The organism is Sporanaerobacter acetigenes DSM 13106, assembly GCF_900130025.1.
Lineage (GTDB): Bacteria > Bacillota > Clostridia > Tissierellales > Sporanaerobacteraceae > Sporanaerobacter > Sporanaerobacter acetigenes.
On the sequence record NZ_FQXR01000023.1, the window covers coordinates 1 to 18,411 of the forward strand.

Below are 18,411 nucleotides of genomic sequence, written 5' to 3' on the forward strand. Positions count from 1 at the left end.
GAACGAGCGATTAAACCATTTGTAATAGGAAGAAAGAATTTTCTATTTTCAAAGTCCCCTAAAGGTGCTCAGGCTTCTGCCGTAGTTTACAGTATAATAGAGACGGCAAAAGCAAATAATTTAAATCCATTCTACTATTTAACATATCTATTTGAAAAACTGCCTAATATAGATCCCAATAATATAGAAGAACTAGATCAATTATTACCTTGGTCAGATTCAATTCCACAAGAATGTAAAGTTCCTAACAAAGAATAGTATAATATATGGCCTCCACCTTTAATAGGTGGGGGCTATTTTACGCTTACTTCTCCCCAAAATCTTTTATCGTATCAATAGCTCTTTTATATAAACTAGTTATAAATAATGTGTCCTTATTTAATCTTTTTAATTTCCTCAATAATAATCATTGTACAATAAAATATTGTAAAAATGGTACTTATGCAAAAACTTATTATAAGGGAAGCGTCTCCACCATGAAATACTAAACGGTAATAACTTTTGTATTTCTTCATCTTGAGTTTTCTCCCAAAATTCTACAACATGATCCTTCATTCTTTGCTTTAATATTACCTCCATATTATTCATCCTCCAATCTAACCTTCAACTTCTTCAAAAAATCTAAAGCACTTATTTTTTACTATCTATTTCTTAAATAATACATACGATTTATAATATTAAATTGCTTAAAATTAATCTCTTCATATTTTTCAATAATAAAAAATGGATCTATAATCTTTTCTACCATTTCATTGCTTAGGTTCCATAAGTATAATCCTGAATTTTCTTTATAAAATTCATCAGAAATTTTTATAAACTTATATTCTTTTCTTTGTTCCCTAGCAATATATGGGTTTAACTTTAATAGAATCTTACCATTAGGTTTAACTATTCTATGTATGTTTTTAATTAATTCTTTTGAATCTTCTGGTATTAAATTATCTAAGATATTAAATAAAATAGCACTTTCATAGCTATTATCTTTAATTTCGTTCAACTTTTCTAATCCACCACAAATTACTTCAGCTCTATCTTCATATTTGAATTTTTTTATGACACTTTTAGCTATCTCTATTGCATTATTACATATATCTATTCCACGAACATATTCCATTCCTTTATCTAAACAACGACATATTACTTTTCCATTCCCACAACCATAGTCTATTGTAGATTGATTACTATCTACAAGCCAACTTAACCCGTTCTCAATTTCTTGTATTTGTATTTTTTCAACAGGATTATATTCCTGAGTCTGTCCAAAAACATTATCCCAATATTTTATTGTATCTTTATATTTATTTATCATTTTAATCCCTCTTTTTGTATGATTTATAGTTTCTTTAGGTGTAGACATTTTGGCATCATCTAAATCTGGCGCATACTTGTTATAGAGTTTCCTTATATCTAAATAGATATTATCGTAGGATTGGACATTATCAATGTCAACATATCCACCAAATTAATTTTTAAGCATGATATTTTTTAATTTAATAACCATAAAATATTTCTATCTTATTCCTAGATTCTTTATTATTTTGTAATTCCATTAACAATGGTTTAACAAAACCACCTAATTCATAATTATCAATCTCACTTAAATCTACCCATTCATATTCTTCTGCTTCATCATTTAAAATGACATCATAATAATTTGTTTTACATATATAGTCAATAAATATTAAATGTTTCCCCTCGTGGAAAGTATCACTAAAAACGCTTTCTTTTAAACTTATTAATTTAATATCATATATTTCTAGACCAGTTTCTTCAAATATCTCTCTTTTTAAAGCATCTTCCATCTTTTCACCTAGTTCAATATGGCCACCAGGTATTACATATTTGTTATTCCATTTATGAGACTTACATAAAAGTATTTTATTTTCAGGATTAAAAATAATAGCTCCAACTGTAGGTTCAGGATATTTCATGTATACATCATTCCTTTCTAATATCTTACAAAGCTATGTCGATACTAAGTTTTTTCATTTTTTAATGGTCATTAACTGACAGCCTTCACAATAGTAAATACTACCTCCCTGATAAGTTTCCTTAATAATATTACCACCACAAACTCTAACAACTTTCTTCCCCTTCAATGTTTTGGTTATCTGATATGATAAAGTAATAGCTTCTGGTATTTCAATCATACATTCTCCTAGTTTCTAAAATCACAATAAAGTATCATTATGATTTGTCACTTATTACCAAGTGATAACAACCCAGGATTTTAAACTTCTCCTTCTATGTATCAACCTGTTCTTGCTAAAAACTAGGATTTTCACCACCTTTCTAAGGATTTTTAATGTACTATCAAGAAAATTAAATAATATAACTTAATTATATATACATTTATAAATATTTGCCTGCATATTTTAAAGCCAAGTTTTTTATATAATTTAAATATCTATCTGAATCTAGATATTTAAATTCATTAGTCAAAGGTTTTATATTTTCAATTTGTTTAGTAATCTCATCAACTTTTTTCACTAATTTAGTACTAAATTCACTTACAGAAATTTTCCTTAATTTATCAAAGTCTATTCCTTCTAATGTAGATAAATCAGCCACCAAAATTTCTTGTTTAATGATGCTAATTTGCTCTTCACTTTTGATTTTACTCTTAATCAACTCAGAGATATCAGAAGTTCTATTCTTTTCATCAAACCATAAATGAAGATGATATCCCATATGATAAGAATAATTGTAATTTTCAATTAAGCCACTTTTTAAGTAACTCATATAATCAATATTATCATTATCACCGATATAATGAGAACTTCTATACTCTTTATTATCGCTAAAATCTATACAATCTGGCATAATAGTTCCTATTATAAATTTGTATTTGTCTAGATTGCTATTGAGCCTTAAGATATCATTTGCTAAATTTATATGTGTCAATACTGATGGCATCTTCCCACCTCCTTTAGTGATTTAATCCATAGCCCCTCGTTATTTTGCAAACTGATTATGTTCACTAATATAATTTTTGACTTCCTCATTATTTAATTTACGAATTTGAGCATTAGTGCTTTCAATGTATTGCCTAGATATATATATAGGATTCTTGTCCTTACACTCTTTATCTTTATTTTTTAATAAGTAACTTTGGAAATCCTCTTTAGTGTGAAATATTTTATAAAAGATTCTATTATTCTTCCCTATAACCTCATATATACCACAAACATCCTGACAAATTACTTCTGCTGTTCTTAAATATAACTTTGCTATTTCCAATGTTTTAAAAGGAAAATTCCATCTATAAACATTCCTTTTCTCATCTCTATCAATACATATACATCTTCCACAAGTTGAGCATATATATTGTGTATGATTTTTTAAGCAATGTTCTGGCTTTAAAAGAGGAGTTATTCTCGGATTGTCACTATAGCATTCTTTACATACCATATTACCTACCTACTTTCTTTATATTTGTCTTCATATTTCTGTAGCAATACAAGCATATCTCAATAACTTCACTGAACAGAAGGTATGCAAGTTATGCAATTTGTCGATAGAAGGCTTAATGCAGAGCAGTTAATGTCAAATGACTTTTTCCCTTGAGCAAATCCCCTAGTATATCGCAAAACTTCATCTACATCAATATCAACTAAGCTTGCAAATGTAATATGTCCATAAATAGGACCATGTTCAATGCCAAATACATCTAATGCTTCTCTAATTTCATTTAATTTTTGATTAGTCGATTCATCCAATCTTTTCTAATAGGCCTATTGATCTATAATTAAAAGCATACGTGAATGCTCCAATCTTATCTATCTTATATTTACTAAATACTTCTTTAATAAAATCTTTAGTTGCTTGTGTTGCTATCCCTTTTCCCCATAGTTCCTTTTCAAAAATAACTATACTTAACATTGCCATTTTTTCATTAATTTCATCTATACCATAACACCATATATCTCCAATATATTTATTTCCGTAATAAATAACTTTTCCATAACTTAATGCTTCATCCTTAAGAGATTCTTTATATAATTTTATTGATTCTTCTAACGACTCAATACTAAATGGGAATAACTTTTGTATTTCTTCATCTTGAGTTTTCTCCCAAAATTCCACAACATGTTCCTTCATTCTTTTCTTTAATATTACATCCATATTTTCAGCCTCCAATATGTCTAACATAATATTTACTTATCATTATTAATCCCTCTTTCGAATATTTTTCTATATAATCTTATTCTAATCAACCATACCTGATTCTACTTGCAATAACGCAATAGTATAATCCCAAATATATGTCTCGCTTTCCAATAATTTTACTCTTTTGTCAAATCTCTCTACAATCAATTGCTTTAATTCTTTTTCTTCTCTATTTGATAATTGATTTTTGGTCTGTAATCCTATATCTATAATCTCTAATAATTGCTTTTTTTCTGCTTCTATTATCCCTAATTTTTCGTGATAACTATTCCTGCTATCATCAATAGCTATGGGAATAGCAATTGCATCAATTTGAATATCTTTAAAGCCAAGTTCTTCAAACAGCTTCGGTAATTCAATAGAATCAGGTCAGTATTTCCCTACATTATATTTTTTATACATTTCATCTGTTCCTTTAAACAACTTGTCCAAAAGTTCCATTTCACGTTCACTTTGTTTTGGTAATAACTTAGGTTCAGTTTTAATATATTTATCAGGCCTAGCATACATTACTGAAACTCGTCCCTTTGATTTACAAACTCTTTTTTGTTCTAATAAGAATTCCTTATTTGGAACATGTTCTATTACAGTATGGGATATACAAGCATCTACTGAATTGTCTTCTAATGGGAGTTTTAGTGCATCCCCTTCTAAATAGCTTATATTGTACATATTTTGTTTTCTTGCTTTTTCTTTAGCATAATTTATAAATGTTGTATCTCTATCTATACCTATTATCTTACTTTCATTTCCTAGCCAACTAGATAGTTTCCTAGTTATTGCACCAGGACCACAACCAACATCAACTACAGCCATTCTTTCTTTAAGTCCAAGTATGTTTAAAAACAAATCCTCTAATTAAAACTTCTTCTGCTATTGGAGCAACTAAACAAACTCGAATAAACATTATAACAGGATGTTGAAAAAGTTCTTCTATATTTTTATTATATTTCGCTGCACTTGAAACAAACAGTTTATCTAATAAAGGATCTAATTTCTTATCGAGTAAAACAAAGAATAATATTGAGCAGGTTATTGATATGAGAATATTCTTCAAAGTAATGTTATTAAATAGCTTAACATTGTATACTGTTGTTAGATGATGTATATATGCTATATTTAAAATAGTAATAATAATTAAGTTTAAAAATTCTGAAACCTTTTTATCTAATTTATTTAAAAGAGTCTTTTTAATAACTAAAGGAAGTAACCCACATACTGCAATATACATAATTAATTTATTAATAACAGTTGTAATCATCTCTTTAATAGTTCCTCATTACAAGCACCTTCAATTATCTCCCCTACTGTTCTAAACTGTCCAAGCCAAAACATTAATGCATCATCACGAATATAATTTTCATCTATATGAACTTCTCTTATCTCTCCAATGAACCATTTATGACTACCATCATAATCAATCTGATGTACAACTTGGCATTCAATATTTACTGGACATTCTTCTATCAAAAAACTATTTATCTTATTCCCTTTTCTTGGTGATAAGGATGCTTCCTTATATTTATCTACATGTCGTCCTGAGATAGAACCACAAATATGTATTTTGTCTAGCTGTTCTTTGGTTGGTATATTTATTGCAAACTCTTTACTTGATGTAATCAATTCATAAGTATATTTCTCAGGTTTAATTCCTACCATTACTGATGGAGGTTCAAAAGAATAAAAATGAAAAGCTGCTGCAACCATAATATTGTTTTCTACTGTAATAAAAACAACTGGAAAAGAAGGTAACGCAATTAGTCCATTTAATGCTCTTACCACATTTTGGACAAAAGGAATAATCACTATTAATAGTAGCACCGCAATATGGGCAATAATTACCATCTGATTCTCTCTTTATAAATTTATCAGAAGGGTCTCCTTCTTCAGATGAATCTGTTATATCATATTCAGAAAACCTATTTTCACTAGTAGCATTTTTATAATGATATACTGCTTGAATAATGCCTACTATTACGAAAATAACTCCAAATAAGGGGAATATACTTCCTATAATTCCAAATGGAGAACCTGCTGTCATACTAAAAGCCATAATTGTCCAAAATATACCGAAGATTATTGCAACTACAGAACCTATAAAAGACATTCCAGATGGACCACGTCCAGGTTTAATACTTTTCATAATCATACCTCCATTAATAATAAATTTAAAACGCTATAAACATTCTCCCCCGTCACTAACTTGCTAACTTTCATACTTTGCCTAATGGATTGTTCTTTTAAGTTCAAGGCTAAAATATTAATTTTAACTCCAATTAAGTCAAAACTAACTATTCAATATAGGAGTTTTCAATGTACTTTTTTTGTTTTTTCTCTTTTCCTTTAATCCATTCAGCTTCAATATCAAACCCATAATCAAATGCAATTTCAAATAAAATAAAAACCATATCGTATATTTGGTGCCTCAGTTTCTCAGGATTGTTGATTGATTCTTTAAGTAACTTATATTCTTCGTCCAGCATTTTAATTTTATCTTCTGTACATCCATCTGAGGCGTTAATTCTTTCCATAAAATCTCCTGCTTCATCTCTATAGTAATTCAAACTCATCATTATCTCTCCTTCTACTAATTTAAGGGATTCCTCGAAGCTACAAAGCTAGAACCCATAAAACATGATAATTCTTAAACTCCGTAATCTCATATATTCATATTTAGCCTTTTAGATTATGCTTTTAATCTCCGTATAGGTAAGAACATATAGCATTAGATTGTTCTTTATCACTTCAAAAATTGCTTATATATTACGTTCTTGTGCCTGTCTTTATATTCTCCATCGACAAGCCTAAAATCAAAATTTCCCCACTGTTTTTGTGAAAACGTTTTAACATCTTATGATAAAAAATATCCCCCATATGGACTTTTAGCCCCTTAAATATATTTGCTAACCTCTAAAATAGAATCAACAACATTTGTATCTCCAATCAAAATTATTTCTTCTGATTTCAACTTTAAATCAAGCAAATACTCTTTTCCTCTTTCTACCTTGCTAATTGCATAGTGGTTATTCAAACCAATTATTTTTTTAAAATATTTCTTAATACCTAATCTTTTAATGGCTCTACTTTAAAATCAAACCCAAGCTTTGAATAATATTCCTTTACAGGAAAAGTGAAAATATTTCTATATGTTTTATTGTTAAGTGTTGGTAATTCTCGTTTTCTTAATAAACTATTCATAGAATTAATTGCTATTTGAACATCATCAAGTAACGTACCATTCCAATCCCAAATTACATGTTTATATTCTTTCACAACCTTCAATCCTCTTTTCGTTAAAATGATTTTTACATTACACAAAATTTTTCTTACTAAAAGCTATTTGTTATAAATTCTCCATCACAAAATAAGCTATGTACATTAATGTACTACCTTGCCCCTAATCTTTATATTTCATTGTTAAATATAAACACCTTGCTAAAACCAAAATAAGGGAGATCCTCGTTCTCTTCAATAAATTGATTCTTTGTATAATGAGATAAGGTTTTTCTCCAAAATTTTATTGTTCTTAAATTTCTATCAGTAGGTGTTGTAAACAGCATCCAATTTCCTAAATACATATTAAATATAGTCAATCCTATCTTCAAAGTTCCTATAATATTTAAGTATTTCTCTTGTTGTTGCAAATAAATCTCTTTCAAATAATCCTTTTTTATTTATCCAAAACAATTCACCTTCATCTGTCTAGATTATATCTTTTGTCTTTGAATTAGCAAAGTAAACATATTTAGATTTTTTCAATCCAAATTAATGTATCACCAGAAGTTTCTACTTTAAAACTCTCCTCTTTTAAATCTTTTTTTAATTCATGTAATCCATTTTCAAATTCTTTTTCAGGTATTAAATGAAACATAGAATAACCTTTTTTCTCAACTAATTCTAGAAATTTTTTATCTACTGTTCTTTCACTTGCATCTCCAATTGTTAAACTCTTTATAAAAATCAAACCATTCTCTTCTACAATATTTTTTATGTCATTTATTTTAGGATATCTTGCCTTATCTATTATTGCAGTTGACGGAAAATATTTAACATAAAATCTTTTTTCAATTTGTTCATGAGATTCTGTTTCTATACATATTTTACCCCCTTTTTTTAATATTCTTTTAAATTCCTTAAACATAACATCTATGTCTGGTATATGATGGATTACATCTGTCATATATATAAAATTAAAAAAATTATCTGGAAAAGAAATGTTCTCATGATTCCCTTTTTTATATATAATTTTATTATTTTTAGTTATAGCTTTTTTTCTCATTCCATCAGAAGGCTCTATACCATATACATCAGCATTTGTTAATCTTTTAATTTTATCTGTATAATTACCTGTCCCGCAACCAAAATCTAATATTTTTGTTTCTTCATCAAAAGTTATTTCTTCTAAAAATTTGTTAATTAATTCAACATCAGCTTCTCGAACATCATCATATTGTTTAGAAATTTTATTATAATTTAATTTCATTAATTCATACCTCCATAGTTATAATTTGATTATTTCCCTCAATTTCTATAATTATTAACCATCCCCTCAGCAAAATCTACAGCTTTTTTAATATCGTCCTCATTAGGTCTACCCTTTCCAATACCTCCAATCAACTTAAATGGCCCAAAGGTATCATAGCCCTTACAACTGAAACTACCAATTACCACAAATCCTTTTTCTTTTAATTTTTCTTCAATGTAACTATTGTAACTTTTTTTCTCCATACTACTTGTTGAAAAAACAAATGACTTTTTATTAGCTACACTTGGTAACTTTTCAATTAGAGCAAGCATATTTTTGTGAAACTTGCCACCATATATTCCTGAACCGAAACCTATTAAATCATAATTTTGTAGATCATTAATATTTACATCATTTACATTAACAATATCTGCATTTAGTGTTTCTGCCATTGCTCTACCTATCTTTTCTGTATTCCCATGATGTATTGAAGCATAAATTATTAAAGTTTTCAATATTATCCACCCCTATAAATTTTCTTTTCTTACTTATTCCACACTTTTTATATATATCCTTTTAATTCATTATATATAAATATAAATAAATATTCTCCCTCGGCACTAACTTTGTATTATTACTAACCCTAAAAATGAAAGTAGAGTTAGTTTTATATTTCTTTTTATAAAAACATCTCCTTTAGTACAAATAACGCTCAAATTACTACTTTTTCTTACATACATATAAATTATGTAAACTATATCCTATAATAGATGTATTCCTACATGTTTTAAAGTGATAGTCCAGCCACTTATTAAATTCATTTTCATCTAAAAAATTGATGCTATCTCTCATCATATGAACTATTCCATCAGTTCCAACATGATCCAATTTTTTAACTTTGAATTTAGCCATCATTTCTTCAATTTCATCATAAGTTAAAAAATAAAAATAATCTCTATCATTCCCATATTCTGCTCCAAAATTTATCATTAATATAATCCCTTATCTCTATTTATATGAATAACATATTGAGCATATATATTTATATATGCTATAGCTAAAATTCCATCTGGTTTTAATACCCTTAAACATCTAATGTTTTAGAACCAGCTTTAATCTTCTCATCTAATACATAAGTTATAGTTCCATGAAAAATCAGTTTATCACATCCCTCAATCAACTTAACACATTTATTAAATAATTCATCTTTTTTATTGTACAAAATAACCACCTTTTGCAAATAACATTAAATGTTCTTGCTTATTCTAAATCATAAGAATATATTATCTCAAAATCATTTTCATTTACAATAGATAGTTCCAACCTAACGACTTTCCCTTTAAATTGATGAAATCTATCTGTCATCTCCCTTATAATAGCCCCCATATCTTCTGTTTCACTACCATAAAGAGATATATGAGGCAACCATAATTCTAAATCAGCTCTAGTCCACATATTACAATAGGAATCAAATTCTTTGTGATATTCCTCATAATATCTCAATAACTTCCTTGAAACAGAAGGTATGCAAGCTATGCAATTGGCAGATAGAAGACTTAATGCAGAGCAGTTAATGTCAAATGATTTTTTGCCTTGGGCAAATTTCCTAGTGTACGGCAAAACTTCATCTACATCAATATCAATTAAGTTCGCAAATGTAATGTGTCCATAAATAGGACCATGTTCAATGCCAAATACATCTAATGCTCCTCTAACTTCATTTAATTTTTGATTAGTCGATTCATCTAATATCCAAATAGCACAAATATCTTTTCTCATTTCCATTCCCCCTAATATCAGATATATATTATTCTAATCAACCATTGCTGATACCACTTGTAATAATGCAATAGTATAGTCCCATATATAAACCATGCCATATTACATACCTTCCTTTTATAATTTTCATCTCAAGCTAACTAATATATAAATTATGCAATGTAGCTTTATAATTAATTTTAATCATATACTACTTATTCCATGCTTTTCATCAAAATCCTTCCAAAAACTAATTTTTTTGTAAAAATAAAAACACCTCTATCCTATTAGGGAAAACTAGAACTTTCCCATGGGTTATAAAGAAAATAGTTCTTCTATTTGATACAAATAAAAGAACTATTTTTACTGTCTATTAAATTGTTTTTAATAAATTTGCCATTTCTATTGCTGTCATTGCTGCATCATAGCCTTTATTTCCACTTTTAGTTCCCGCTCTTTCAATAGCTTGTTCTATATTGTCCGTTGTAAGTACACCAAATATAATCGGTATTTCTGCATCCAAAGAAGTATTAGCTATGCCCTTTGATACTTCACTTGATACATAGTCAAAATGAGGTGTTGAACCTCTTATCACAGCACCAAGACAAATCACTGCATCATATTTTTTAGATTTAGCTAATTTCTTTGCAACTAATGGAATTTCAAAAGCTCCAGGAACCCAAACAATTTCTATATCTTCTTCTTTTGACCCATGTCTTTTTAACCCATCTATAGCTCCCGATAACAGTTTGCTACCTATAAATTCATTGAATCTGCCTACAACAATAGCAAATTTCAAATCATCGGATATTAATTTTCCTTCATACGTTTTCATTATTTTCACTCCTCTATTTTATATTCAATATATGTCCCATCTTATCTTTTTTAGTTTTTAAATAAAAATAGTCTTTTTCATTTGGATTTATTTCTATAGGCACTCTTTCAACTATTTCTAATCCATAGCCAGACAATCCATGAATTTTTTTAGGATTGTTAGTCATGAGTCTTATCTTCTTTGCTCCAAGATCTGATAATATTTGAGCACCTATTCCATAATCCCTCAAATCTTCTGGATATCCTAAGGCTAAATTAGCTTCTACTGTATCCATACCTTTTTCCTGAAGCTCATAAGCTTTGATTTTATTTATCAAACCTATCCCTCTTCCTTCCTGCCTCATGTATAAAAGTATTCCTCTCCCTTCTTCATTTATTTTTTTCAAAGCTTCATGAAGTTGATCTCCACAATCACATCTAAGTGAACCAAATACATCTCCTGTCAAGCACTCAGAATGGACCCTTACAAGAGCTGGCTCCTCCTCCTTTATATCTCCTTTGACTAATGCTACATGATGTTCCCCATTTATTTTGTTTACATATCCTATAATATTAAAATCACCATAAATAGTAGGTAATTTAGCTTCTGAAACTTTTGTTGCTAAGATTTCATTTTTCCTTCTATATGCTATCAAATCAGCAATAGTTATTATTTTGATATCAAACTTTTTGGCATATTCCATAAGCTGTGGTGTTCTTGCCATTGTGCCATCTTCATTCATTATTTCACAAATTACCCCTGCAGGATATAATCCTGCTAATCTTGCAAGATCTATAGCAGCCTCTGTATGTCCCGCTCTTTTTAATACTCCACCTTCTCGCCCTTTTAAAGGAAAAACATGTCCTGGACGTCTAAAGTCATCATCACATACATTTGAATCCAATACTTTTTCTATAGTCAATGCTCTTTCTCCAGCTGAAATTCCTGTAGTAGTATCCTTGTAATCAATGGAAACAGTAAAAGCTGTTTCATGATTGTCAGTGTTTTCCCTCACCATTTGATCTATGTTTAATTCCTCTAGTCTTTCTCCCACTATGGGCATACAAACAAGTCCCCTAGCATATTTAGTCATAAAATTTATCTTCTCAGTAGTAACTTTTTCTGCTGCTACTATTAAATCTCCTTCATTTTCCCTATCTTCGTCATCAACAACTATGACAAAATTGCCTTTTTTAATCTCCTCCAGTGCTTCCTCTATAGTATTAAACTTTGCCATTTTAACCCTCCTCATATAAATCCATTTTCTCTTAAAAAATCTCTATCTATTTTACTTTCACTTTCCTTTTTTCCACTTTGTAAAAACCTTTCAACATATTTCCCAATTACATCACATTCAATATTGACTAAATCTTTTATATTCTTCTTATTTAATGCAGTAGATTCTTTAGTATGAGGAATTATTGATACTTTGAACATTTCTTCATCTACATAGCCTACCGTAAGACTCACTCCATCTATGGCAACAGAACCTTTATAAACTATATATTTTAATATTTCTTTAGGAGCAACTACACTTATCCATATAGCATTTCCTTCACTTTTAAACTCTTTTATGGCACCAGTTCCATCTATATGTCCGGATACTACATGTCCCCCCAATCTATCTCCAATTTTTAATGCTCTTTCTAAATTCACAAGACTTCCACTCTTCAAAAATCCCAAATTTGTTTTCCTTATAGTTTCAGCCATTACATTTGCTTTAAATAAATTTTCATCAAATTCATTTACTGTTAGACAAACTCCGTTGACAGCTATGCTATCTCCTATAGAAATATTTTCAACTATTTTCTTACATTCAAAAGTAATTGTCCATATTTTATTTTCATTGACTATGTCTAATACTTTTCCTACTTCTTCTACAAGTCCTGTAAACACCTTATCACTTCCTTACTTTAAATAACCTTCAATCATTATGTTCTTGCCCATGCTTGTAATCTTCACATCTTGTAAACATATGGCATCCTCTAAACACTCCACCCCCTCCCCTTCAACTGGAGTCTTAGCATCTTTTCCACCTATAATCTTTGGAGCAATAAAAAATATAACTTTATCTACTAAGTTCTCCTTCAAAAAACTGAAGTTTACTTCTCCACCTCCTTCAATAAGCAAGCTATCTATTTTTTTATTTCCCAATTCTTCTATGAGAAATTGTAAATCTACTTTATGGTTTTTAGCTGGAGTTATTATTACCTCTGCTCCCTTTTCCTTAAAAGCTTTTATATTTTCATCTGCTGCAAGATTAGTTACTGCAATAATAGTATTTGAAGGATTTATGTTTAATACTTTTGATGTAATAGGAGTCCTTCCATGACTATCTAATACAATTCTTATGGAATCTTTACACTCTATTTTATTTAGTCTTGTATTTAGCGTAGGATCATCCGTTATTACTGTATTTACTCCCACCAATATAGCTGAAACTTTTTGTCTCAATATATGTCCATATTCTCTTGCTTTTTCATCTGTCACCCATCTTGAGTCCCCTGTGCGTGTAGCTATTTTCCCATCTAAACTCATACCTGCTTTCATAATAATAAAGGGTCTTTTAGTAATTATATATTTAATAAATATTTCATTTAATTTTTCTGCTTCTTTTTTTAGAATTCCAACCTCCACTTCAATTCCATTTTCTTTTAATATCTTTATTCCATTTCCTGAAACTTCAGGGTTAGGATCCTTCATAGCTACTACTACTTTTTTGATTCCACTTTTCACTATCCTATTGACACAAGGCGGAGTCTTTCCAAAATGAGAACAGGGTTCCAAGTTAACATACATAGTAGTGCCATATACATCTTCTATAGCATTATTTAATGCATTTATTTCAGCATGATTTCCCCCATAACTCTCATGATAACCTTCAGCAATTATCTTCCCGTTCTTAACAATCACTGCTCCTACTAGAGGATTGGAACTTGTAAATCCCATCCCTTTTTCTGCAAGACTTAAAGCTCTTTTCATAAAATATTCATCATTCATAAAATCCCCCCAAAAAATTATTAAAAGCCCTGAAATAAATTTCAGGGCTTAATTAACCACTTTCCACTTTTATAGTTATAAAGATAGTCATAAAAATTATTTTTATAACTATTCAATACCTTCTTTCATCCAGACTATACTGTCGGCTTCGGAATCTCACCGAATCTGCCTATTAGGCTCGTGGGCTTTACCACCGGTGGGGAATTTCACCCCGCCCTGAAGGAATATTCTGTTTTCATAATTATACCATATATTGAAGTCAATGAAAAGAATTCTTTAAAAAACAACAACATAATTTTCTATATTCCTATAAATCTGATATCTTCATCTTGATACCATTCAAATTTTCTTAATCTTAAATTAGAATCAATATTTATTATTTCTGGTTGATTTATATTTTCTATTGGCATATTATTTCCTCCGTTCTTTATTCATTCTTGCCCAATATCTTTAAAATTTCTTTACAATTTTCATGTAGCACATCCTTTTATTTATATAATTGTCAAACTTCTTAAATATCTTCCTTCTCCATTTATATATTCTGGAGATTGTACAAAACCAACTTGAACTAAATATTCATTTGTAAAACCAAAGACTTGATGCCACAGTTCTATTGCTATTTCTTTCATATTGTTTTCATGTTTTATAGCAGTTAATTCAGTGGCTCCTTTTTCAAATCTATCAAAAGTAGATTTAACTATATCATATATTTGATTTAGTACAATATCTGATATTTCATTAATAATCTCATTATCAGACCTTTCAAAAACAGGGACATTACATTCTATAGTGCTATCTTCCTCATTTATACTTAAATATTCAAATTCCTCAAGAAATTTAACCATATCTTTTTCATTTTTAGATAATTTATTATAAACTATTTCATTCTTATAACTCTTCCAAACAATTTCACCACATTTTTCTACAATCTCACTATTTTTTTGTTCTATTAACCTTATATAATCTAAATTTAGCTCATTAAATGGTGTTGCACTTTCAAGATTTTTTTCAACTCGTCTAAAAAACCTAAACACATCTTTCCTAGTACCATCTGAATCTCCAAAACTATTGAAGATAAAGTTTTGACTTCTATAATTATTGCTACTACACAGTAGTTTATTACTATGACTTTGTACACTTTCGCTATCCTCATATCCAAATATTATATAATCTCTATTTCCTGGTTGTATTTTAGAAGATAAAAAAATATTCTTCTCTTCAAAAAAGTCAAAAGCTGTACCATCAAAAATATCATCACAAACTATATGATATAATAGCTTTTCTTTAGAAAAAGAAGAATAGTTAGATAACTTAGATATTTTTTCATAAATCTGTTCCTTTATATCAATTATTTTGCTACCTATAATTTCTCCAATATCCTCAAAATACGTATCTAATAATGGCATGTCCTCTTCTAAAAACACAGGAAAGTTTAATTTATATTTGTTTTCTATTACATCTATTGCATTGATACGTTTTAAACTTTCTATTATACAATCAAATTCTTCTTCTTCAATTTTTATTATTTCTATAATTTCATCTTTTGATATAGAATATGGCTCATTGTGTGCTATTAAATATAATATCTCTGATACAAATTTTTTGCTACAAACATATCCAGGATTAAATTCATCATAAGAACCATTATCTCCAAAAAAATATATATCTAATTTCTTATTCATTCGTAGCACCTCATCATCTACTTATTGAAAACTGACATTATTATTTCATCATAATATTTTCCATCTTTGAATATTTCATCTTTTAAAATTCCTTCTACCTCAAATCCACACTTCTCATAGCATTTTTTAGCTCTTACATTAAATGAAAATGTACTTAATCTTATTTTACGAATATTCATATTATTAAAAATAAAATTCATAAGCACTTTCATTGCATCAGTACCATATCCTTTTCCCCAATATTGCTTGTATCCAATCATAATACCAACAGTTGCAACACGAGATAACCAGTTGACTTCTTGAATACCACAGCCACCAATATATTTTTTTGTTTCTATATCTTCTATGGCAAAATTATAGCTACCATCTTGACTACTTTTCTGCGATCTTACCCATTCTTCCTCTTCCCATAGAGTCATTGGAAAAGGAATATTTGTAACTAAAAATTTTTTAAGTTCCTCATCATTTACAAATGATGTTGCTATTGGTATATCTTCTTCTCTATAAGCTCTCAAGCAGACTTTTTCTCCATAATACATTTACAATTTCCCCTTTATAAATTAAAGTTTTTCTCATATCAGATTTATATTTACATTAAAGTAAATTCAACTTCCTCAATACTCTCAAGCTTCATATCATTAAATATAAAGCACAAGATATATGGCATTTTATCGACAATTCTCCAAAAATCAGCATATTCAAAATTGGAATTAAAATAATTTATAATTGTACTTAATGCAGTACCATGAGTTCCAATAACTACATTTTCCCCAAAATTATTTCTTATTACATTAAAAAGGGCAGTGACATTGCGTTCTTGGACTTCTCTTAAAGATTCTCCTCCCAAAAGTTTGAAATCAAAATCTTGCCACTGTTTTTCAGAAAATCCCCTGAAATCCTCTACCCATTCACCAACCTTACGTTCACAAAAATCATTGTTAGTTATTATTTCAAGCCCACTATTCTCTGCAAAATCTTTTATCGTATCAATAGCTCTTTTATATGTACTAGAATAGATAGCAGTAATATCCCTATTCATCAATGCATTCGTAACCTTTTTTGCATCTGCAACCCCTTGTTCTGTCAAAGGACGTGTCAAATCATCCTTAATAGAAAAATCCGGTTCAGCATGTCTAACAAAATATATATAAGTTTTCATTTTAATCCTATCTCCATTTCTATCATTGAATCCTCATTATCATCAATAATTCCCATATTACTAAACTCAGGAAAAAGCATTATACATCTCTCCTTGTTAATCTTAATAACCATAAAATATTTCTATCTTATTCCTAGATTCTTTATTATTTTGTAATTCCATTAACAATGGTTTAACAAAACCACCTAATTCATAATTATCAATCTCACTTAAATCTACCCATTCATATTCTTCTGCTTCATCATTTAAAATGACATCATAAAAATTTGTTTTACATATATAGTCAATAAATATAAAATGTTTTCCTTCATGAAAAGTATCACTAAAAACACTCTCTTTTAGGCTTATTAATTTAATATCATATATCTCCAGACCAGTTTCTTCAAATATCTCTCTTTTTAAAGCATCTTCCATTTTTTCACCAAGTTCAATATGTCCACCAGGTATTACATATTTGTTATTCCATTTATGAGACTTACATAGAAGTATTTTATTTTCTGGATTAAAAATAATTGCTCCAACAGTAGGTTCGGGATATTTCATATATATCACTCCTTTCTAATATCTTACAAAACTAGGTCAATACATCATTATTTCAAAAACTGCTTTTGCTCTTTGAGATATTTTTTTACTTCTTCATTATTTAATTTACGAATTTGAACATTAGGACTTTCAATGTATTGATTAGAGATATATATAGGATTCTTATCCTTACACTCCTTATCTTTATTTTTTAATAAATAACTTTCTAAATCTTTTTTAGTATGAAAAATTTTATAAAAAATTCTATTATTATTCCCTATAATCTCATATATACCAAAAGTATCTTGGCAATTTACTTCTGCGGCTCTTAAATACAACTTTGCTATTTCCAATGTTTTAATATGATGATGGAATACTGTGGCTCTGAGATTCGATATTTTATTAAGTCAGAAAGGGAGTATCCAGAGGAATGTGCAAAAGAACGTATAGAAATGGGAAATGCATGTGTTCAATGGATTGAGGAAGTATGGAAATAGGAACAGAGGATAGCAGTTACAAAGCAGATTATTCCACCGTTCTACAAAACCTACTCAAATATATCAAAATATATTTATACAAATAGATTTTGCTCAAGAAGTATCACCTTCTCGATTTAATTCATCCATATATTAGATTTCTCTAACGTATGACCAGTAAATAGAATTTTGCTTTTTTTAAAATTCCATTTAGCTGTATATGTTGAGTTGTATAAATCCCAATCAACATAGTCCGAACCAGACAATAATTTATCTTTTTTAGCTATATTAACACTGCTGTTTATATCTCTTGATAATTTAGTTTTACATTTTTGACATGTAAATTCTCTTATCTGTGGATCTTT

Annotated in this window: 33 protein-coding genes and 1 riboswitch; of the genes, 2 read left to right on the forward strand and 31 right to left on the reverse strand. The window is 28.6% G+C overall.

Features of this window, described 5'->3' with window-relative positions:
• Window positions 1-258, forward strand: a 258-nt coding sequence (locus BUA21_RS13805; protein WP_143147177.1) for a transposase domain-containing protein, incomplete at its 5' end; no start/stop codon positions are given.
• A 138-nt stretch (window positions 259-396) separates the two neighbouring features.
• Here the strand turns inward: BUA21_RS13805 and BUA21_RS13810 are convergent.
• From BUA21_RS13810 to BUA21_RS13940, 30 genes are all read right to left on the reverse strand, one after another.
• On the reverse strand, window positions 397-579 hold the full coding sequence (locus BUA21_RS13810; RefSeq protein ID WP_072745411.1) for a hypothetical protein: 183 nt from the start codon (window positions 577-579) through the stop codon (window positions 397-399).
• 61 nt (window positions 580-640) lie between these two features.
• A complete protein-coding gene (locus tag BUA21_RS13815; RefSeq protein WP_072745412.1) occupies window positions 641-1,309 on the reverse strand; it encodes a class I SAM-dependent methyltransferase in 669 nt (222 codons plus the stop codon).
• A gap of 181 nt (window positions 1,310-1,490) precedes the next feature.
• Window positions 1,491-1,931, reverse strand: a complete 441-nt coding sequence (locus BUA21_RS13820; protein ID WP_072745413.1) for an NUDIX domain-containing protein — start codon at window positions 1,929-1,931, stop codon at window positions 1,491-1,493.
• A gap of 54 nt (window positions 1,932-1,985) precedes the next feature.
• A complete protein-coding gene (locus BUA21_RS15130) occupies window positions 1,986-2,150 on the reverse strand; it encodes a hypothetical protein (protein ID WP_234973727.1) in 165 nt (54 codons plus the stop codon).
• 202 nt (window positions 2,151-2,352) lie between these two features.
• A complete protein-coding gene (locus BUA21_RS13825) occupies window positions 2,353-2,916 on the reverse strand; it encodes a hypothetical protein (RefSeq protein ID WP_072745414.1) in 564 nt (187 codons plus the stop codon).
• A gap of 39 nt (window positions 2,917-2,955) precedes the next feature.
• A complete protein-coding gene (locus BUA21_RS13830) occupies window positions 2,956-3,411 on the reverse strand; it encodes a hypothetical protein (RefSeq protein ID WP_072745415.1) in 456 nt (151 codons plus the stop codon).
• A 68-nt stretch (window positions 3,412-3,479) separates the two neighbouring features.
• Window positions 3,480-3,719, reverse strand: a complete 240-nt coding sequence (locus BUA21_RS13835; protein WP_072745416.1) for a hypothetical protein — start codon at window positions 3,717-3,719, stop codon at window positions 3,480-3,482.
• A complete protein-coding gene (locus BUA21_RS13840; RefSeq protein WP_072745417.1) occupies window positions 3,712-4,125 on the reverse strand; it encodes a GNAT family N-acetyltransferase in 414 nt (137 codons plus the stop codon). Before BUA21_RS13840 ends, BUA21_RS13835 begins: the two co-directional genes overlap by 8 nt.
• Before the next feature lie 414 nt (window positions 4,126-4,539).
• Complete coding sequence (locus BUA21_RS13845) at window positions 4,540-5,019, reverse strand: class I SAM-dependent methyltransferase (RefSeq protein ID WP_072745418.1); 480 nt, start codon at window positions 5,017-5,019, stop codon at window positions 4,540-4,542.
• The gene (locus BUA21_RS13850; protein WP_234973728.1) at window positions 4,994-5,401 is read right to left on the reverse strand and encodes a hypothetical protein; all 408 of its coding nucleotides are present in this window, start codon (window positions 5,399-5,401) and stop codon (window positions 4,994-4,996) included. The genes BUA21_RS13845 and BUA21_RS13850 overlap by 26 nt, the downstream gene beginning before the upstream one ends.
• 26 nt (window positions 5,402-5,427) lie before the next feature.
• Complete coding sequence (locus tag BUA21_RS13855) at window positions 5,428-5,952, reverse strand: flavin reductase family protein (RefSeq protein WP_072745420.1); 525 nt, start codon at window positions 5,950-5,952, stop codon at window positions 5,428-5,430.
• Window positions 5,843-6,313: a zinc-ribbon domain-containing protein gene (locus BUA21_RS13860; protein WP_072745421.1), complete on the reverse strand. Its 471-nt coding sequence runs from the start codon at window positions 6,311-6,313 to the stop codon at window positions 5,843-5,845. Before BUA21_RS13860 ends, BUA21_RS13855 begins: the two co-directional genes overlap by 110 nt.
• Before the next feature lie 148 nt (window positions 6,314-6,461).
• Complete coding sequence (locus tag BUA21_RS13865) at window positions 6,462-6,740, reverse strand: hypothetical protein (protein WP_072745422.1); 279 nt, start codon at window positions 6,738-6,740, stop codon at window positions 6,462-6,464.
• 320 nt (window positions 6,741-7,060) lie between these two features.
• Window positions 7,061-7,201, reverse strand: coding sequence for a hypothetical protein (locus BUA21_RS14800; RefSeq protein ID WP_159429116.1), 141 nt, complete (start codon window positions 7,199-7,201; stop codon window positions 7,061-7,063).
• A 32-nt stretch (window positions 7,202-7,233) separates the two neighbouring features.
• Window positions 7,234-7,443: an HAD family hydrolase gene (locus BUA21_RS13870; RefSeq protein WP_072745423.1), complete on the reverse strand. Its 210-nt coding sequence runs from the start codon at window positions 7,441-7,443 to the stop codon at window positions 7,234-7,236.
• 131 nt (window positions 7,444-7,574) lie between these two features.
• Window positions 7,575-7,829 carry a hypothetical protein gene (locus BUA21_RS13875; protein ID WP_143147178.1) on the reverse strand — a complete coding sequence of 85 codons (255 nt, stop codon included), beginning with the start codon at window positions 7,827-7,829 and terminating at the stop codon, window positions 7,575-7,577.
• 86 nt (window positions 7,830-7,915) lie between these two features.
• Window positions 7,916-8,653: a class I SAM-dependent methyltransferase gene (locus BUA21_RS13880; RefSeq protein WP_072745425.1), complete on the reverse strand. Its 738-nt coding sequence runs from the start codon at window positions 8,651-8,653 to the stop codon at window positions 7,916-7,918.
• A 38-nt stretch (window positions 8,654-8,691) separates the two neighbouring features.
• A complete protein-coding gene (locus BUA21_RS13885; protein ID WP_072745426.1) occupies window positions 8,692-9,150 on the reverse strand; it encodes a flavodoxin family protein in 459 nt (152 codons plus the stop codon).
• Between the two features lie 205 nt (window positions 9,151-9,355).
• Complete coding sequence (locus tag BUA21_RS13890; protein WP_072745427.1) at window positions 9,356-9,625, reverse strand: hypothetical protein; 270 nt, start codon at window positions 9,623-9,625, stop codon at window positions 9,356-9,358.
• Between the two features lie 94 nt (window positions 9,626-9,719).
• Complete coding sequence (locus tag BUA21_RS14805) at window positions 9,720-9,857, reverse strand: hypothetical protein (RefSeq protein WP_158281682.1); 138 nt, start codon at window positions 9,855-9,857, stop codon at window positions 9,720-9,722.
• A gap of 38 nt (window positions 9,858-9,895) precedes the next feature.
• Entirely contained in the window at window positions 9,896-10,414 is a 519-nt protein-coding gene (locus BUA21_RS13895) for a hypothetical protein (RefSeq protein WP_072745428.1), read from the reverse strand.
• A gap of 352 nt (window positions 10,415-10,766) precedes the next feature.
• Window positions 10,767-11,228 carry a 6,7-dimethyl-8-ribityllumazine synthase gene (gene ribH, locus BUA21_RS13900; RefSeq protein WP_072745429.1) on the reverse strand — a complete coding sequence of 154 codons (462 nt, stop codon included), beginning with the start codon at window positions 11,226-11,228 and terminating at the stop codon, window positions 10,767-10,769.
• 13 nt (window positions 11,229-11,241) lie between these two features.
• Complete coding sequence (locus BUA21_RS13905; RefSeq protein WP_072745430.1) at window positions 11,242-12,444, reverse strand: bifunctional 3,4-dihydroxy-2-butanone-4-phosphate synthase/GTP cyclohydrolase II; 1,203 nt, start codon at window positions 12,442-12,444, stop codon at window positions 11,242-11,244.
• An 11-nt stretch (window positions 12,445-12,455) separates the two neighbouring features.
• Window positions 12,456-13,103, reverse strand: coding sequence for a riboflavin synthase (locus BUA21_RS13910; protein WP_072745431.1), 648 nt, complete (start codon window positions 13,101-13,103; stop codon window positions 12,456-12,458).
• A gap of 12 nt (window positions 13,104-13,115) precedes the next feature.
• A complete protein-coding gene (ribD, locus tag BUA21_RS13915) occupies window positions 13,116-14,207 on the reverse strand; it encodes a bifunctional diaminohydroxyphosphoribosylaminopyrimidine deaminase/5-amino-6-(5-phosphoribosylamino)uracil reductase RibD (RefSeq protein WP_072745432.1) in 1,092 nt (363 codons plus the stop codon).
• Window positions 14,208-14,320: 113 nt separating this feature from the next.
• Window positions 14,321-14,435: riboswitch (FMN riboswitch) on the reverse strand.
• Between the two features lie 263 nt (window positions 14,436-14,698).
• Window positions 14,699-15,889 carry a hypothetical protein gene (locus tag BUA21_RS13920; RefSeq protein ID WP_072745433.1) on the reverse strand — a complete coding sequence of 397 codons (1,191 nt, stop codon included), beginning with the start codon at window positions 15,887-15,889 and terminating at the stop codon, window positions 14,699-14,701.
• A gap of 17 nt (window positions 15,890-15,906) precedes the next feature.
• On the reverse strand, window positions 15,907-16,428 hold the full coding sequence (locus BUA21_RS13925; protein WP_072745434.1) for a GNAT family N-acetyltransferase: 522 nt from the start codon (window positions 16,426-16,428) through the stop codon (window positions 15,907-15,909).
• Window positions 16,429-16,478: 50 nt separating this feature from the next.
• Complete coding sequence (locus tag BUA21_RS13930) at window positions 16,479-17,048, reverse strand: histidine phosphatase family protein (protein ID WP_072745435.1); 570 nt, start codon at window positions 17,046-17,048, stop codon at window positions 16,479-16,481.
• 102 nt (window positions 17,049-17,150) lie between these two features.
• On the reverse strand, window positions 17,151-17,591 hold the full coding sequence (locus BUA21_RS13935; protein ID WP_072745436.1) for an NUDIX domain-containing protein: 441 nt from the start codon (window positions 17,589-17,591) through the stop codon (window positions 17,151-17,153).
• A 47-nt stretch (window positions 17,592-17,638) separates the two neighbouring features.
• Window positions 17,639-17,923, reverse strand: a complete 285-nt coding sequence (locus BUA21_RS13940) for a hypothetical protein (protein WP_200796573.1) — start codon at window positions 17,921-17,923, stop codon at window positions 17,639-17,641.
• Window positions 17,924-17,932: 9 nt separating this feature from the next.
• On the opposite strand from BUA21_RS13940, the gene BUA21_RS15255 reads away from it, so the two are divergent.
• Window positions 17,933-18,067, forward strand: a complete 135-nt coding sequence (locus tag BUA21_RS15255) for a hypothetical protein (RefSeq protein ID WP_268801924.1) — start codon at window positions 17,933-17,935, stop codon at window positions 18,065-18,067.
• A gap of 116 nt (window positions 18,068-18,183) precedes the next feature.
• Here BUA21_RS15255 and BUA21_RS13945 read toward each other — a convergent pair.
• On the reverse strand, window positions 18,184-18,411 hold a 228-nt coding region (locus BUA21_RS13945), incomplete at its 5' end, for a zinc ribbon domain-containing protein (RefSeq protein WP_143147179.1).

Coding starts and splice junctions, on each gene's coding strand:
- BUA21_RS13810 (WP_072745411.1), bottom strand. CDS start 579: ATGGAGGTAATATTAAAGCAAAGAATGAAGGATCATGTTGTAGAATTT.
- BUA21_RS13815 (WP_072745412.1), bottom strand. CDS start 1,309: ATGATAAATAAATATAAAGATACAATAAAATATTGGGATAATGTTTTT.
- BUA21_RS13820 (WP_072745413.1), bottom strand. CDS start 1,931: ATGAAATATCCTGAACCTACAGTTGGAGCTATTATTTTTAATCCTGAA.
- BUA21_RS15130 (WP_234973727.1), bottom strand. CDS start 2,150: ATGATTGAAATACCAGAAGCTATTACTTTATCATATCAGATAACCAAA.
- BUA21_RS13825 (WP_072745414.1), bottom strand. CDS start 2,916: ATGCCATCAGTATTGACACATATAAATTTAGCAAATGATATCTTAAGG.
- BUA21_RS13830 (WP_072745415.1), bottom strand. CDS start 3,411: ATGGTATGTAAAGAATGCTATAGTGACAATCCGAGAATAACTCCTCTT.
- BUA21_RS13840 (WP_072745417.1), bottom strand. CDS start 4,125: ATGGATGTAATATTAAAGAAAAGAATGAAGGAACATGTTGTGGAATTT.
- BUA21_RS13850 (WP_234973728.1), bottom strand. CDS start 5,401: ATGTATATTGCAGTATGTGGGTTACTTCCTTTAGTTATTAAAAAGACT.
- BUA21_RS13860 (WP_072745421.1), bottom strand. CDS start 6,313: ATGAAAAGTATTAAACCTGGACGTGGTCCATCTGGAATGTCTTTTATA.
- BUA21_RS13865 (WP_072745422.1), bottom strand. CDS start 6,740: ATGAGTTTGAATTACTATAGAGATGAAGCAGGAGATTTTATGGAAAGA.
- BUA21_RS13880 (WP_072745425.1), bottom strand. CDS start 8,653: ATGAAATTAAATTATAATAAAATTTCTAAACAATATGATGATGTTCGA.
- BUA21_RS13890 (WP_072745427.1), bottom strand. CDS start 9,625: ATGATAAATTTTGGAGCAGAATATGGGAATGATAGAGATTATTTTTAT.
- BUA21_RS13895 (WP_072745428.1), bottom strand. CDS start 10,414: ATGAGAAAAGATATTTGTGCTATTTGGATATTAGATGAATCGACTAAT.
- ribH (WP_072745429.1), bottom strand. CDS start 11,228: ATGAAAACGTATGAAGGAAAATTAATATCCGATGATTTGAAATTTGCT.
- BUA21_RS13905 (WP_072745430.1), bottom strand. CDS start 12,444: ATGGCAAAGTTTAATACTATAGAGGAAGCACTGGAGGAGATTAAAAAA.
- ribD (WP_072745432.1), bottom strand. CDS start 14,207: ATGAATGATGAATATTTTATGAAAAGAGCTTTAAGTCTTGCAGAAAAA.
- BUA21_RS13920 (WP_072745433.1), bottom strand. CDS start 15,889: ATGAATAAGAAATTAGATATATATTTTTTTGGAGATAATGGTTCTTAT.
- BUA21_RS13925 (WP_072745434.1), bottom strand. CDS start 16,428: ATGTATTATGGAGAAAAAGTCTGCTTGAGAGCTTATAGAGAAGAAGAT.
- BUA21_RS13930 (WP_072745435.1), bottom strand. CDS start 17,048: ATGAAAACTTATATATATTTTGTTAGACATGCTGAACCGGATTTTTCT.
- BUA21_RS13935 (WP_072745436.1), bottom strand. CDS start 17,591: ATGAAATATCCCGAACCTACTGTTGGAGCAATTATTTTTAATCCAGAA.
- BUA21_RS15255 (WP_268801924.1), top strand. CDS start 17,933: ATGATGATGGAATACTGTGGCTCTGAGATTCGATATTTTATTAAGTCA.